The sequence below is a fragment of the Clostridium sp. CTA-19 genome, assembly GCF_054767855.1.
The window spans coordinates 99,444-114,652 of sequence record NZ_BAAABH010000005.1 but is presented as its reverse complement, the minus strand read 5'-3'; the positions used below and the strand labels follow the sequence as shown (position 1 = coordinate 114,652).

Here is a 15,209-nt window from a genome sequence, read left to right as displayed (position 1 = left end):
AGGAAAAATTAATGAAAAAGAAAGTAGCTTTTATATGTGTTCATAATTCTTGCAGGTCACAAATGGCTGAAGCTTTAGGTAAGTTATATGGTTATGAGTTTTTTGAAAGTTATTCAGCAGGAACAGAATTAGTACAAAATATTAATGAAGATGCTGTAAGGATAATAAAAGATTTATATGATATAGATATGAATATATCTCAAAAGTCTAAGCTTTTAGCTGACTTGCCACAGGTAGACATAGTTATAAAAATGGGATGTAATGTACAATGTCCATATTTACCTGGAAATCATGTGGAGGATTGGGGATTAGAAGATCCTACAGGAAAAAGTGATGAGGAGTTTATTAAAACTGCAAAAGATATAGAAAAGAAAGTTAAAGGCTTAGTTGAAAAAATTAAAAATAATGAAGTATAGGAGGAAAAAAGATGTCACAAGAAAAGAATAAAGGTATAGGATTTTTTGAAAGATATCTTACTATATGGGTGGCACTTTGTATTGTAGTAGGAATACTTATAGGTCAATTTATTCCTGTTATACCTGAGACATTAAATAAATTTGAATATTATAATGTATCTATACCAGTAGCTATTTTAATTTGGCTTATGATATATCCAATGATGTTGAAAATTGATTTTAATAGTATAGTTGATGTAACTAAAAAACCTAAGGGATTAGTGGTTACATGTGTTACTAACTGGCTTATAAAACCATTTACCATGTATTTTATAGCAGCTTTTTTCTTGAAAGTTGTATTTAAGGGATTTATTCCAGAAAATCTTGCTACAGAGTATTTAGCAGGTGCAGTATTGTTAGGAGCAGCACCATGTACAGCTATGGTGTTTGTGTGGAGTTATCTTACTAAAGGGGATCCGGCATATACATTAGTTCAAGTAGCTGTAAATGATTTAATTATATTAATAGCATTTGCACCTATTGTAGCATTTTTATTAGGGGTAAGTGATGTTACAGTACCTTATGGAACATTAATCTTATCAACAATACTATTTGTTGTCATACCACTTACAGCAGGATATTTGACAAGAAAATATGTTGTAAGAAATAAGGGAATAGAATATTTTAATAATATATTTTTAAAGAAATTTGATAATATAACTATTATCGGATTACTTTTAACTTTAATTATAATTTTTTCATTCCAAGGAGAAATTATATTAAATAATCCATTTCACATATTGTTAATTGCAGTACCGTTAACAATTCAAACATTTTTAATTTTTACTATTGCTTATGGTTGGGCAAAGTTATGGAAACTTCCTCATAGTGTTGCTGCTCCTGCAGGTATGATTGGTGCAAGTAATTTCTTTGAACTAGCAGTTGCAGTGGCAATATCACTATTTGGGCTTAAATCTGGAGCGACTCTTGCTACAGTGGTAGGTGTTCTAACAGAAGTGCCTATAATGCTAACACTTGTTAAAATTGCTAATAATACAAGAGGTTGGTTCTTGAATAATAAGGGATAAAACTTAGATATATAATTTCTTGATTATAAAAACTATAATAAGAAAAATAATTATTACATTAACTAAATCTTAATATAATAATATATAAATAATAAGGTGTATTGTTCTAAATAATACTTATTAAATAAACAAAAGGCTATCTTGAAATAGAGTTAAAAATCTATTTTAAGATAGCCTTTTGTTTTAAAAAATAAAATAAAAATAAAAATGAAGCGATGTATATACATGAATAAATATGCAGATGTAGAATAAAAATAGAAAAAATGAGTTTAATGTATGGTTTTTGCTTTTAAAAGAATCCTTTATTTAAAGGCTTTTAAAGACAAAAGGAAAAATATTTTAAAAAAATATAAAAATATACTTGCATAATTATGAGAAAGGATGTATTATCTATAATAACAAAAATTTAAGGGAAAGGAGATGATACTATGAAGAAAATTCTTATGTTGATTGGAATTATATTAATAAGTTTTTTTGCTTTTGTTGGATGTGGTAATGAAAAAGTTAAAGATGAAAATATTAATTCTTTAGAAAAGGTTAAAGAAGAAGGTAAGTTATTAATTGGGCTTAATGATACATATCCGCCTATGGAATTTAGGGATGAAAATCATAACTTAGTAGGGTTTGATGTTGACTTAGGAAATGAGATAGCTAAAAAACTTGGGGTTGAAGCAGAGTTTATAAATAATGACTGGAAGGGAATTATTTTATCATTTAAAGCTAAAAAGTATGACATGATACTTTCAACAATGACTATAACTGATGAAAGAAAAAAAGAAATTGATTTTTCACAGCCGTACATAGTAGGGGGACAAAAGTTAATTGTAAAAAAGGATAATTCATCTATAAATGATGTAGAAGACTTAAAGGATAAGGTTGTAGGAGTGCAACTAGGAACTACTGGTGATATGGCTGCACAAAAAATTGATGGGTTAAAAGAAATTAAGAAATATGATGGGATAACAGAAGCTTTTAATGATTTATCTATTGGAAGACTTGATGCAGTTATAGCAGATGGACAAGTTGGAGGATATTATCTAACCCAAAGAGATGGGGATTTAATTCTTCTTGATGTTAAGCTTTCAGAGGAAAATGTAGGTGCTGGGTTTAGAAAAGAAGATACAGATTTAAAAGATCAAGTCCAAAAGGCACTTGATGAATTAAAGGCAGATGGTACTTTATCCAAACTGTCAGAGAAATGGTTTGGCTATGATTTTTATAAATAATTAGCTTTAAAAAAATACTTAAGATAAAGAGGGGGTGAAGAAGCTATGGATATTGATATACTAAAGCAGATATTTCCTATACTACTACAATCAACAGGTATGACTATATTCTTAACAATAATTTCTGTAGTTTTAGGAACTTTAATTGGGATAGCAGTGTCATTATTGAAAATGTCAAAGAATAAATTAATATATTCCTTAGCTTCATTTTATACATGGATAATTAGGGGAACACCTATGCTATTGCAGCTATTCTTTTTATACTATGGGTTACCTTTTTTAGGAATAAAATTAGAACCGATGTCAGCGGCTATAATTGGTTTAAGTTTAAATTCAGGGGCTTATATGTCAGAAATAATTAGAGGTGGCATTTTAGCTGTTGATAAGGGACAGTTTGAGGCTTGTAAGGCTTTAGGATTTACTTATGGCCAAACTATGAAAAGAGTAGTACTTCCCCAAACTTTTAAAGTTATAATACCGCCAGTAGGTAATGAATTTATAACGATTTTAAAAGATACTTCATTAGTTTCTATCATAGCTATGGAAGAATTGATGAGAACTGCACAGCAGATATATTCATCTAATTTTAGACCAATAGAACCATTTTTTATTGCAGCATGTATTTATTTAGTTTTAACTACGATATTTACAGGTATGTTCTCCAAATGGGAGAAAAAACTAGCTAGATATTAATTGGGGGGAATGACTATGTATATGATAGAAGGTATAAACATTACTAAAAGATTTGGGGATTTAACAGTATTTGAAAATTTAAATATAAAAGTTAAAAAAGGAGAAGTTCTCGTTATAATTGGAGCTTCAGGGTCAGGAAAAAGTACTTTTTTAAGATGCTTAAACCATCTAGAAAGTATAGATGAAGGTAAGATAATAATAGAAAATGAAGAATTGAATGAGAAAAATAAACATTTGTTAAGAAAAGTAACTACTAAAATGGGGATGGTATTTCAAAATTTTAATTTGTTTCCACATAAGACGGCATTAGAAAACGTTATGGAAGCGCCTATTATAGTAAAAAAACAAGAAAAAAATGAGGTAAGAGTAAAAGCAGAAAATTTATTAAAAAAGGTTGGATTAGAAAATAAAATGGATTATTATCCATCAAAACTTTCAGGTGGTCAAAAACAAAGGGTAGCAATAGCCAGAGCACTTGCTATGGAACCAGATATAATGCTTTTTGATGAACCAACTTCTGCATTAGATCCAGAATTAGTTGGTGAAGTTTTAAATGTTATGAAAGATTTAGCAAGTGAAGGTATGACTATGGTAGTAGTAACTCACGAGATGAGTTTTGCTAAAGATGTAGGACATAGAGTGATATTTATGGATGGTGGGAAAATTATAGAGGAAGGTAAACCAAGTGAGATTTTTACTTCTCCAAAAGAGGAAAGAACAAAAGAATTTTTAAAGAAAGTAATATAGGGAAACAAGCTCAAATTTAAATTTATTCAATAACTTTAAAATATTTTTATACAAAATATAGTGTTTAGTTCCAAGTGATTCAGAGCATGTCTCACTATTTGGGGTATCCAAGTTTTGGAATGGATAATTTTAAAAGTCAACTTGGAACCCTATATAGGGAAACAAGCTCTAATTTAAATTAATTTATTAAAATTATATTATCAATTGAGAAAAGCAAGTACAACTATAGTCAGTTAAAAGTTAAAAATTGAGAGTTAAAAGTAATGGATGAAACTGAAAATCAGTTTCTTTCGATTAGAAGAATTAAACCTTGAATTTGGGATATAAAGTTAACTGAAGTTATATCCAAAGTTTACAGCCGTAACAAGAAGGACAGGCGTACCGAAATCTATTTTTCGTAAGTTATTTTTTAAATAAAATCGAAAGTATATCAATAAAACCTAAAACAATCAAAGCCGGTCCTAAAAAGGTACGTTTAGTATTGTTAGGAACATAGTGATTAATAATCACCACAACTTTTAACTAAAATAAACTGTTAGTTATTGATAAAATATTAATTTGAGTTTTCTCATTTGATAAATGAATAACTTTAAAATTTAACTTGCAACCCTATAATTGCTAAAAATAAAAAATAAAGATATAAAATTTTGACTAAAAATAAGGGGGATTAATTTATGAATAAAGAAAAAGTGATATTAGCATACTCAGGAGGGTTAGATACATCAATCATAATTCCTTGGTTACAAGAAAATTATGATTTAGAAGTTATAGCAGTATGTGTAGATGTTGGACAAGATGATGATATGAAAGAAGTGGAGAAAAAAGCAATAAGAACTGGTGCCAAGAAGGTTTATATAGAAGATGTAAGAGAAGAATTTGTGAAGGAATATGTATATAAAGCATTAAAAGCTGGAGCAGTTTATGAGGATAAATATCTTCTTGGAACTTCTCTTGCAAGACCACTTATGGGTAAGAGATTAGTAGAAATAGCAAAAATGGAGGGTGCAAAATACATATGTCATGGATGTACGGGAAAAGGAAATGACCAAGTTAGATTTGAAGTAGCAATTGCATCCTGTGATCCACTTATAGAAATTATAGCACCTTGGAGAATGTGGGATATTTCTTCAAGAGAAGATGCTATAGATTATGCTTTAAGCAAAGGTGTAGACGTGCCTGTAACAAAAGAGAAAATATATTCTGTTGATAAAAATTTATGGCATATTAGTCATGAAGGTGGCGATTTAGAAGATCCACAAAATCAGCATAAGTTGGAGTTATACTCTTCAATAACAGCACCAGAAAATGCAAAAGATGAACCTACTTATGTAGAAATTTACTTTGAAAAGGGTGAGCCTAAAAAAGTAGACGGAGTAGAGTTAAATGGAGTGGATTTAATAACTATTTTAAATAAGTTTGGTTCGGAAAATGGTATAGGTATAATTGATATAGTTGAAAATAGACTTGTTGGAATGAAATCTAGAGGTGTATATGAAACCCCTGGTGGAACAATTCTTTATGAGGCGCACAGAGAACTTGAAAGATTGACTTTAGATAAAATAACATATCACTATAAACAAGGGTTAGCTTTAAAATATGGAGAGCTTGTTTATGATGGATTATGGTTTACTACTTTAAGGGAATCTTTAGATGCTTTTGTAGAGAAAACACAAGAAAATGTTACAGGTACAGTTAAATTAAAATTATATAAAGGTAATGTAACAAATGCAGGAGTGTTTACAGAAAATGCACTTTATGATAAAGGCATATCTTCTTTTGGTGAAAGTGATTTATATAGTCATAAGGATGCCGGCGGATTTATAAGATTATTTAGTCTTCCATCAAGAATAAAATCATTAAAGAAATAAAAATTTTGAATTGGAGGAGATCTTGTATGAAGCTGTGGGGAGGAAGATTTAAAGAGAAAGAAAGCAAGCTTATGGAGGATTTTAATAGTTCATTAAGATTTGACAAAAAGCTATATAAATACGATATACAAGGTAGTATAGCACATGTAAAGATGTTAGCTAAATGTAACATTTTAACTGATGAAGAAAAAGATGAAATAATTAAAGGTCTAATTTCTATTTTAAAAGATATTGATGAAGGAAAGCTTTTAATTGAAGGAGAATATGAAGATATTCATAGTTTTGTGGAAATGAACTTAATTTCAAGAATTGGAGAAGTAGGCAAAAAGCTTCATACTGCAAGAAGTAGAAATGATCAAGTTGCATTAGACTTTAGGCTTTATGCAAAAGATAGAGCTAAAGAAATTATAGAAGAAATTGTGAATCTTAAAGAAGCCATAGTAGAACTTGGTGATGAAAATAATGTACTTATGCCAGGATATACTCATCTTCAAAGAGCTCAAGTAGTTACTTTTAAGTATCATATTATGGCATATTATAATATGCTTGTAAGAGATGAAAAAAGGATGCTAAATACAATAGAAGTAATGGATGAAAGCCCATTAGGTTGTTGTGCATTAGCAGGTACTACTTATAATACAGATAGAGATTTTACTGCAAAGGAATTAGGTTTTAAAAAGCCAGTAGATAATTTTTTAGATGGAGTTAGTGATAGGGATTTTGCTATTGAAATTTTAAGTGCATGTTCAATAATAATGATGCATTTAAGTAGATTGAGTGAAGAGATTATAATTTGGAGCAGTAAAGAGTTTGATTTTATAGAGATTAGTGATGAATTTTCTACAGGAAGTTCTATAATGCCTCAAAAGAAAAATCCAGATGCAGCAGAATTAATTAGAGGCAAAACTGGTGGTGTTTATGGAAACTTAATGGCATTGCTTACTACTATGAAAGGTATACCTTTAGCTTATAATAAAGATATGCAAGAAGATAAAGAAGGATTTTTTAGCGGTACTAACAATGTTATAAGTTGTCTTAAAATAATGAGTGGTATGCTTTCAAGTTTAAAAGTAAATAAAGAAGTTACTAAAAATGCAGTTAAAAAAGGTTTTTTAAATGCTACAGAAGGTGCAGACTATTTAGTTACTAAAGGAATTCCTTTTAGGGATGCTCATAGAATAATAGGTGAGATAGTACTTTATTGCGAAGGAAATTGTACTACAATAGAAAGTTTAAATTTAAAAGAACTTAAAAAATTTAGCGATGCATTTGATGAAGATATTTACGAATTCATTGACTACGAAAGCACATTAAAAAGAGGCATAAAAAAAGAAATAATTAAATAATATATAGGATAATTGAATGTACCTAATAATAAAAAGCACATGGTTTAATATGTTTATTCCATGTGCTTTTTTTTGAATATTTGCTAAAAAACACTTTAATAATTTAAAGTATTAGACGTATATGTAATATTACAAATTAAAAATTTAAACTAAAAGTTATATTTTGCTTAAAAATTTATTGATTTTCTGAAAAATATTTACTTATATTAATTTAATATTATAAAATAAAATTACTTTAGAAAAGTTAGGGGTGATTAATCATAGATGCCATTGATTTCGAAATTATTAATGTCTTAAAACAAAATAGTAGATCAACTACTTCAGAGATAAGTAAAAGAGTGAAGCTTTCTGTGCCAGCTGTATCAGAAAGAATAAGAAAAATAGAATCTGCTGGTATAATTGAGCAGTACACAGTGAGGATTAATAGAGATAAAATTAATTATAAACTTTTAGCATTTATTTTTGTTAATATTGATAAAACTGAAAATATAGAAGGATTTAGAAAAGCTATAGTTAAATATAATTCTGTATTAGAATGTCATCATGTTGTCGGTAAATATGATTATTTGCTAAAAATACTTGTAGAAGATACCAACGTTTTAGAGAATTTTATATCTAATAAACTAAAAAAAATAAAAGGTGTAGTTCAATCAAATACAATAATCACTCTATCATCACTAAAAGAAGATATTAATGTTTAAGGCATATTTGTTTGATTAATAAAGGAGGATTTATTCATTTGTTTTTAAGTATTAAGTTTGAATAAATTAGTACCTATGCCTAAAAGGAGTTATAGGATGTTTTTAAAAGGTTTAAAATTTGGAATGTTATTGCAGTTAGCAATAGGCCCTGTTTGTATTTTTATATTGCAGATGGCTTCATTAAAAGGTTTTTACGTAGCAGAAACTGGAGTGTTAGGTGTTACTATAGTTGATGGTCTTTATATTTTTGCGGCTATTTTAGGAATAGCATCTATAATAGAAAAAAGGAAAGTAAAAGTAGGACTGAAAATTTTTGGAGCAATTATACTAATTATTTTTGGATTAAGTACAGTTTTAGGTCAATTTGGTATTAACTTTATACCAAGCTTAAGTCTTCAAGGGGCAGGAAATTCGAATAGCGTATTTTTAAAATCTATAATACTTACTGCATCTAATCCGCTTACAATAGTATTTTGGGCAGGGGTATTTTCTACTAAAATTATTGAAGAAAATATGAAAAGAAAAGATATTTATATTTTTGGAATTGGTGCTTTAATGGCTACATTAAGTTTTTTAACGTTAGTTGCAGTATTAGGTACTTTTACAAAAGTATTTTTACCAGCATATGTAATCCAAATATTAAATATAATTGTCGGAGTTTTACTGATTTATTTTGGTGTTAAAATGGCGCTTAAAAAAGTATAATAATATAAAAAAAATCAAGGCTAAGCCTTGATTTTTTTAGTTAAAGGAAAAGTTAGAGTTTGGAATGAATTTTTGATAGTAAAACAAAAAAATTGTATAATATAGGAAAACAAGCTGGAAATATTGTAAGTTTTAAAAAATAAGTTATTAAATAAGAAGGGAATATATGAGTTATGTTAACTGAAAGAGAAAAAATGTTGGCAGGAGAGATTTATGATTCAAGGGATTCTGAACTTATTGGTATGTATCATAATGCTAAAAATCTTTTAGAAGAGTTTAATAATGCTCCATCTACAGAGGCGGAATTTAAATTTAATGTTTTAAAAAATTTATTTAAATTTGTAGGGGATGGGGTTTGGATAGAAAAATATTTTTTCTGTGATTATGGAAAAAATATATCTATTGGGAAGAATACATTTATTAATTATAATTGTGTTTTTATAGATGATAACTTTATAACAATCGGAGAAAATGTTCTTATTGGGCCAACTGTTCAAATATATACGGCAACTCATCCTATAAATCCATTAGAAAGAATTAAAACAAATTCTTCAAATGGAGCATCATATACAACATTTACCAAACCAGTAAGTATAGGTAATAATTCTTGGATTGGAGGAGGAGCAATTATTTGTCCAGGAGTTACTATTGGCGATAATACAGTTATTGGGGCTGGAAGTGTAGTAACTAAATCTATTCCAAGTAATTGTGTTGCCTATGGGAATCCCTGTAAGGTAGTAGAGAGAATATAAAGTTTTGATATTAGAAAATGTGTACTCTATTTAAATAAAATAAAGTTAGAATTAGGAGGGGTAATTGTGGAAGTTTGGGATATATATGATAAAGATGGTTATAAAACAGGAAAAGTAAAAGAAAAAGGGGAAAAATTAAACAGTGGTGAGTATCATTTAGCTATGGAGGCATGGATTATAAATTCAAATTCTAAAATATTAGTACAAAAACGTTCTAACAGTTGTGAGATACTACCAGGGGTGTGGGGATTAACAACAGGAAGAATGATATCAGGAGAAAATTCTATAGATGGGTGTATTCGTGAAGTCAACGAAGAATTAGGAATAAAAATTTCTGAAGATGAAGTGGAATTTATGCGAAGAATTTTTAGAACAGATTTAATTTGGGATTTATATTTAGTAAGAAAAGATATTGATTTAGAAGAGTTAGTTTTACAAGAAAATGAAGTTGCTGAAGCTAAGTGGATTACAGTTAATGAGTTTAAAGAAATGCTTGAAGAAGGAAGGTTATTTAAATATCCTGAGATTTATGAAATTCTTGATTTAGTTGAAGGTGATTTTCATTAGATAGTATTTAAAATTTATAGATGGATTAACTTACATATTTAAAATAGAGGATATATTAAAGCAAGTTAATGCCTTAATATATCCTTTTGTTTATAAGTTTAAAATAAGATGTGAGCTACAATTACAATGACAGGGAGTGTGACTAAAGTACGTTCTATAAAAAGAATCAACAAGTCTTTCATGTTAACAGGAATTTTAGAACCTATTAAAAGTCCACCTACTTCTGACATATATATAAGTTGTGTTACAGACACAGCAGCTACTATAAATTTTGTCATTTCACTTTCTATTGTGGCAGCAGCTATAACTGAAGGTAAAAACATATCTGCAAAACCAACTACAAATGTTTGGGAAGCACTTAAGGCTTCAGGCACTTGGAATAATTTAAGTATTGGATAGAATGGCAATCCTAAAAATTTGAAAACAGATGTATATTCTGCAATAATTACAGCAATTGTTCCAATAGCCATAACTACAGGCATAACTCCAAGCCACATTTCTAAAACATTTTGAGTTCCTTCTTTAAATATATCTTTTATATTATTACTTTTAGCTTTTTGAACTGCTAATTTTAAACCCCATTGAGATTTACTATATCCGTTTGGAATAACCTCTCCTTTATCCTTTGGAGGAGTGCAATAAGTGTCTTCCTTTCTTGATAGTGGAGGTATTCTTGGTAGTATAATAGCAGCAACTATTCCTGCTAAACAAATAGTTAGGTAATATGGAAGAAAATATTCTTCTAAGCCTACAGTTTGCAATACAACTAAACTAAATGTTATAGAAACGGCTGAAAAAGTAGTACCTATAACAGCTGCTTCTCTTTTGGTATAATATCCTTCTTCATATTGCTTACTTGTAAGCAACACACCTATAGTACCATCACCTAACCATGAGGTTATACAATCTATTGATGAACGTCCAGGAAGATTAAAGATAGGTCTCATTATTTTTGTAAGTAAGGTTCCAACAAACTCAAGTAGGCCAAAGTTTAATAGAAGTGGTAGCAGTAGACCTGCAAATAAAAACACAGCAAATAGCACAGGGAGTAGGCTATTTAGAAGTAATCCACCAGTATTTTCAGAGAAAATCCATTCAGGACCTAGTTCAAATAATGTTAATACAACTAAGGTCATACCTATTATTCTGATCCAAAACCATATAGGTTTTACATTGAATAATCCTTTAAGAAACTTATTTCTTTCTATAAAATTAGGTTTTGCAATTTTAACATAGATAGTAAATAATACACTGGAACATATTATTATAGCGGCAATGGTAGGTAAATATAATTCAAGGTTTGTAGTTATAACTTTTGCAAATATTGCTACAGGTATGGTTATTTGTCCATTAAAAGGTATAGGTATCATAAAAAGAAAAATTCCTAATAATGATGGAATAATGAACTTAAGAACCCCTCTAGCAGTTATAGATTGATTTGATTCCAAAATCATATCCTCCTCAATTTAAAAAATTACTAACTTATACTATTTATATTAAAAACTATAAGTTATTATAAATTTTTAATGTTAAGTTTTATAGTGAAATTTAAATATTCAATTGAAATTAAAGACAGTTTTTAAAGTTAATATATTTTCTTTGAACACTATGGTAACATGTGGTGAAAGAAAAAGAATATGTAATGAACTTTTAGTGATAACAGGAATGATTTATTTTCAAGGTGAAATGTAAACAGGTAGTTTAGTTAAGCGTAAAAATGATAAGAAATAAAAATTATATTGACATTTTTATAAATTTAAACTTAAATAGTTAATAAGCATAGGGGGTATAAGATAAGATTAGAATAAAATTTATTCATCAAATTTTTATTATTATTTAAGAAAATAAGTACAACTATAATTAGTTAATAGTTAAGAATTAATAGTTAAAAGTTTAGGATGAAAGTGGCAACCACTTTCTGAAAAATGATTTTAAAAATCTACGTTTAGTATTACTAGGAACAAAGTGATTAGTAATAACCACAACTTTTAACTATTCACTATTCACTGTTAACTAAATTAATTTATTAACTAGCAGTAAAATATTAATCTTAAATTTTCTTATTTGATAAATGAATAAGTTGAAATTTAAAGCCCTATAAAACTAACTAAAGAAAAATTGAGGTGATTTTTATGAATTTTAAGCTTTTTGATTTAGTAAATCAGTTAGCTGGTAAAAGCAAACTTATGGATAATATTATGATAATATTTTCAAAATATGTACCTATAATTTTTGCTATAGTAATTCTAGTTTTATATATTTATGGATTTGTTAAAAAAGATAAAAATACTAGAGCTATTGCAATCAACACAGGTGTTTTTACAGTGTTAAATTTATTTTTAAGTGCGATGATAGGAATGGTTTATTACCATCCTAGACCATTTGTTTCACATGATGTAAACTTATTATTTCCACATAGTCCTAACGCATCTTTTCCTAGTGATCATTCAACTTTTACAATGAGCATAGCTTTAGGTATAAATAAGTATAGTAAAGTTTATGGTGTTATTCTTATAACTTTATCATGTATTGTAGGAGTATCTAGACTTTATGTTGGTCATCACTATCCTTTAGATGTTATTGGAGCATACATATTAGTTTTTATTACTAACTATTTATATTCAAAATTTCTTAGTAAAAAAGTAGCTAATTTATATTTAAAATTAGAAGGAAAAATACTTAAATAGGTTATAACTATGATAAGGAGTATAGGGAATGGATTTAATAAGCAATTTCTTTTATGTATTTTTACATATTGATAAATTTTTAGGAGCCTTTATAGGTGAATATGGATTATTTATATATTTAATATTATTTATAATAATATTTTGTGAAACAGGATTAGTTATAATTCCTTTTTTGCCAGGAGATTCTCTTTTATTTGCTGCAGGAGCCTTTGCTGCGTTAGGTGATTTAAATATAGTAATATTAATTATATTTTTAGGGCTAGCGGCAATTTTAGGTGATACTGTAAATTATCATATAGGAAGATATCTAGGGCCTAAAGTATTAAAAGATGATAATAAATTTCTGAAAAAAGAATATATAGATAAAACAAATAAGTTTTATGAAACTTATGGTGGAAAAACAATAATATTAGCAAGGTTTATGCCAATTATACGTACATTTGCACCTTTTGTTGCTGGTGTAGGAAAAATGAATTATAAAAAATTTATAACCTTTAATGCAATAGGGGGAATAGTTTGGGTAAGTGGTATATCGTTAATAGGTTATTCTTTCGGAAACATACCTTTTGTAGAAAAGAATTTTTCCATAGTGATTATAGCTATAATTATGATTTCGTTGCTTCCTGCTATTTTTGAATTAATAAAAAATAAATTTTTCAAATAGTAGTAGAATTTTATATGATAGTTTAAGAAATAAATAAATTAGTAAATAATTATTTAAATAAAAATCGATGATGATTTAAAATCATTATCGATTTTTTAGCAACTATAGAATACAATTATGTGATTTGGATTAATGTGAAAAGTATTCATTTGATAAAAATGTTTTTAATAGATTGGAGAAAAATATGAAAGTAGATTTAAATAGTTTAGGATTAAAAAAATTACCTAATATAGAATATAAATTTGATGAGTTAAAAGAATTAAGTCTTTATGATAATAATATAGATATTATTCCAGATGAAATTTTTCAAATGAAAAGTTTACAGGTTTTAAATATATCAGTGAATAAAATAAATTGTATAAGCGCAAATATAAAAAAATTATCAAAATTAAAGATGCTAGATTTAGGATATAATGAAATAACTGAAATACCTATAGAATTTAAATATTTAACTGAACTAGAAGATTATTTATATATACATGGAAATAGAATTGTAGAAATACCTACAGAAATTTTTACTTTGCATAAGTTAAAATACTTAAATGCAAGTGAAAACCTGTTAAAAAGTATTCCTAATAATATTGGAAATTTAGTAAATTTAATAGAATTAAGATTAATTGATAATAAATTAGAAGATTTACCAGATTCTATTGGTGATATGACAAATTTAAAAGAGATTCATTTAAAAGAAAATAAACTAAAATATATACCAAACTCTATTGGAAATTTAAAGTTTTTAAGAGTTTTAGATTTAAGTAATAATATGTTGAAAGAGATACCAGAAGAGATTGGTATGTGCAAGAAAATGAGACGTTTAAATCTTAGAAATAACAATATTAATATTTTACCTAAAGATATAGGTAAAATGGAAAATTTATTAGAATTAGATTTAAGAGGAAATAAATTAAAAAAATTACCAAAAGAGTTGCTAAACATAGAAAACTTAGAAAGATTAGATTTGAGATGGAATAGAGAATTAGAAGAAATAGAATGGTTAGATGAGTTAGAAAAAAAGGGATGTATAGTATATAGATAGAAGGGGATAGTTTTGAAAAAAAGATGTATATTGATATTTCCAGAGTTTGAAAATGTAGATGCTATTAATAAAATTAGAAAAGTATATGATCCGTTATGTGATAAGGTGAGACCACATATAACTTTAGTATTTCCTTTTGAAAGTTATCTAAATACAGAAGAATTAAAAAATTATCTATTAGAAACATTAAAGGAGACAAAAGCTTTTAAAATTAGTTTATATGGAATAGTTAAAGTTCAGGATAAATCAGGGAATTATTTATTTTTAAAAGTGATAGATGGTAAAGAAGATTTAATAGGGATTCATAATAATTTATATAAAAATATATTAAAAGAGCATAAACCTGAGTGGTTAAATAACGTTGAATTTATACCACATATGACTATTGGTAGCTTTAACAATAAGAAGAGTTTAGAAAATGCATATAAAGAGACTTGTAATATACAAGAAGTTTTCAATACAGTAGTGAAAAAAATTTCAGTGGAGATTATAGATGAAAGTGAACTTTCTATTTTAGAAATGGAAATAGAGTTAAAACAATAATATTTATATGAATTTTATACGTTAATTTAAAAAAATAAATTAAAAACTATACAGTATAATATATTTTATAAAATGTAAAATTCAAATTAATATAGTTATGAAGTCTTATGTTTTTTATTGAGAAAATAAATTATTAAAAAATATGAGTATACTGGTATAAGAATACCTATTACAGGGTTAAAAGAAGTTTT

At 27.2% G+C, this 15,209-nt stretch carries 16 protein-coding genes; 15 read left to right on the top strand and 1 reads right to left on the bottom strand.

Annotated elements, in window-relative coordinates:
• The first annotated feature begins 11 nt into the window (after nucleotides 1-11).
• The 11 genes from ACYUE0_RS04525 (at nucleotide 12) to ACYUE0_RS04475 (ending at nucleotide 10,088) form a co-directional block, all read left to right on the top strand.
• Nucleotides 12-416, top strand: a complete 405-nt coding sequence (locus tag ACYUE0_RS04525) for an arsenate reductase ArsC (RefSeq protein ID WP_460269648.1) — start codon at nucleotides 12-14, stop codon at nucleotides 414-416.
• Between the two features lie 11 nt (nucleotides 417-427).
• Nucleotides 428-1,483 (top strand): ACR3 family arsenite efflux transporter, encoded by a 1,056-nt coding sequence (gene arsB / locus ACYUE0_RS04520; protein WP_460269647.1) that lies wholly within the window; start codon nucleotides 428-430, stop codon nucleotides 1,481-1,483.
• Nucleotides 1,484-1,911: 428 nt separating this feature from the next.
• A complete protein-coding gene (locus ACYUE0_RS04515; protein WP_460269645.1) occupies nucleotides 1,912-2,709 on the top strand; it encodes an ABC transporter substrate-binding protein in 798 nt (265 codons plus the stop codon).
• 45 nt (nucleotides 2,710-2,754) lie between these two features.
• Nucleotides 2,755-3,402 carry an amino acid ABC transporter permease gene (locus ACYUE0_RS04510; protein ID WP_216450651.1) on the top strand — a complete coding sequence of 216 codons (648 nt, stop codon included), beginning with the start codon at nucleotides 2,755-2,757 and terminating at the stop codon, nucleotides 3,400-3,402.
• 15 nt (nucleotides 3,403-3,417) lie between these two features.
• Entirely contained in the window at nucleotides 3,418-4,149 is a 732-nt protein-coding gene (locus ACYUE0_RS04505) for an amino acid ABC transporter ATP-binding protein (protein WP_460269644.1), read from the top strand.
• A 674-nt stretch (nucleotides 4,150-4,823) separates the two neighbouring features.
• Entirely contained in the window at nucleotides 4,824-6,017 is a 1,194-nt protein-coding gene (locus ACYUE0_RS04500; protein ID WP_460269643.1) for an argininosuccinate synthase, read from the top strand.
• Between the two features lie 26 nt (nucleotides 6,018-6,043).
• Nucleotides 6,044-7,363 (top strand): argininosuccinate lyase, encoded by a 1,320-nt coding sequence (argH, locus tag ACYUE0_RS04495; protein ID WP_460269642.1) that lies wholly within the window; start codon nucleotides 6,044-6,046, stop codon nucleotides 7,361-7,363.
• 257 nt (nucleotides 7,364-7,620) lie between these two features.
• Complete coding sequence (locus ACYUE0_RS04490; protein ID WP_460269681.1) at nucleotides 7,621-8,064, top strand: Lrp/AsnC family transcriptional regulator; 444 nt, start codon at nucleotides 7,621-7,623, stop codon at nucleotides 8,062-8,064.
• 96 nt (nucleotides 8,065-8,160) lie between these two features.
• Nucleotides 8,161-8,769, top strand: coding sequence for a LysE family translocator (locus tag ACYUE0_RS04485; protein WP_460269641.1), 609 nt, complete (start codon nucleotides 8,161-8,163; stop codon nucleotides 8,767-8,769).
• A 173-nt stretch (nucleotides 8,770-8,942) separates the two neighbouring features.
• Nucleotides 8,943-9,521 carry a sugar O-acetyltransferase gene (locus ACYUE0_RS04480; protein ID WP_460269639.1) on the top strand — a complete coding sequence of 193 codons (579 nt, stop codon included), beginning with the start codon at nucleotides 8,943-8,945 and terminating at the stop codon, nucleotides 9,519-9,521.
• A gap of 66 nt (nucleotides 9,522-9,587) precedes the next feature.
• Nucleotides 9,588-10,088: an NUDIX hydrolase gene (locus tag ACYUE0_RS04475; RefSeq protein ID WP_460269637.1), complete on the top strand. Its 501-nt coding sequence runs from the start codon at nucleotides 9,588-9,590 to the stop codon at nucleotides 10,086-10,088.
• A gap of 98 nt (nucleotides 10,089-10,186) precedes the next feature.
• Here ACYUE0_RS04475 and ACYUE0_RS04470 read toward each other — a convergent pair whose 3' ends face one another.
• Entirely contained in the window at nucleotides 10,187-11,542 is a 1,356-nt protein-coding gene (locus tag ACYUE0_RS04470) for a YjiH family protein (protein ID WP_460269636.1), read from the bottom strand.
• A 678-nt stretch (nucleotides 11,543-12,220) separates the two neighbouring features.
• Here ACYUE0_RS04470 and ACYUE0_RS04465 point away from each other — a divergent pair.
• The 4 genes from ACYUE0_RS04465 to ACYUE0_RS04450 all read left to right on the top strand — a co-directional run bounded on the left by ACYUE0_RS04465 (nucleotide 12,221) and on the right by ACYUE0_RS04450 (nucleotide 15,018).
• Nucleotides 12,221-12,775: an undecaprenyl-diphosphatase gene (locus ACYUE0_RS04465; protein WP_460269635.1), complete on the top strand. Its 555-nt coding sequence runs from the start codon at nucleotides 12,221-12,223 to the stop codon at nucleotides 12,773-12,775.
• 28 nt (nucleotides 12,776-12,803) lie between these two features.
• The gene (locus ACYUE0_RS04460) at nucleotides 12,804-13,439 is read left to right on the top strand and encodes a DedA family protein (protein WP_460269634.1); all 636 of its coding nucleotides are present in this window, start codon (nucleotides 12,804-12,806) and stop codon (nucleotides 13,437-13,439) included.
• 184 nt (nucleotides 13,440-13,623) lie between these two features.
• On the top strand, nucleotides 13,624-14,475 hold the full coding sequence (locus ACYUE0_RS04455; RefSeq protein ID WP_460269632.1) for a leucine-rich repeat domain-containing protein: 852 nt from the start codon (nucleotides 13,624-13,626) through the stop codon (nucleotides 14,473-14,475).
• A gap of 12 nt (nucleotides 14,476-14,487) precedes the next feature.
• Complete coding sequence (locus ACYUE0_RS04450) at nucleotides 14,488-15,018, top strand: 2'-5' RNA ligase family protein (RefSeq protein ID WP_460269631.1); 531 nt, start codon at nucleotides 14,488-14,490, stop codon at nucleotides 15,016-15,018.
• Nucleotides 15,019-15,209: the final 191 nt, after the last annotated feature.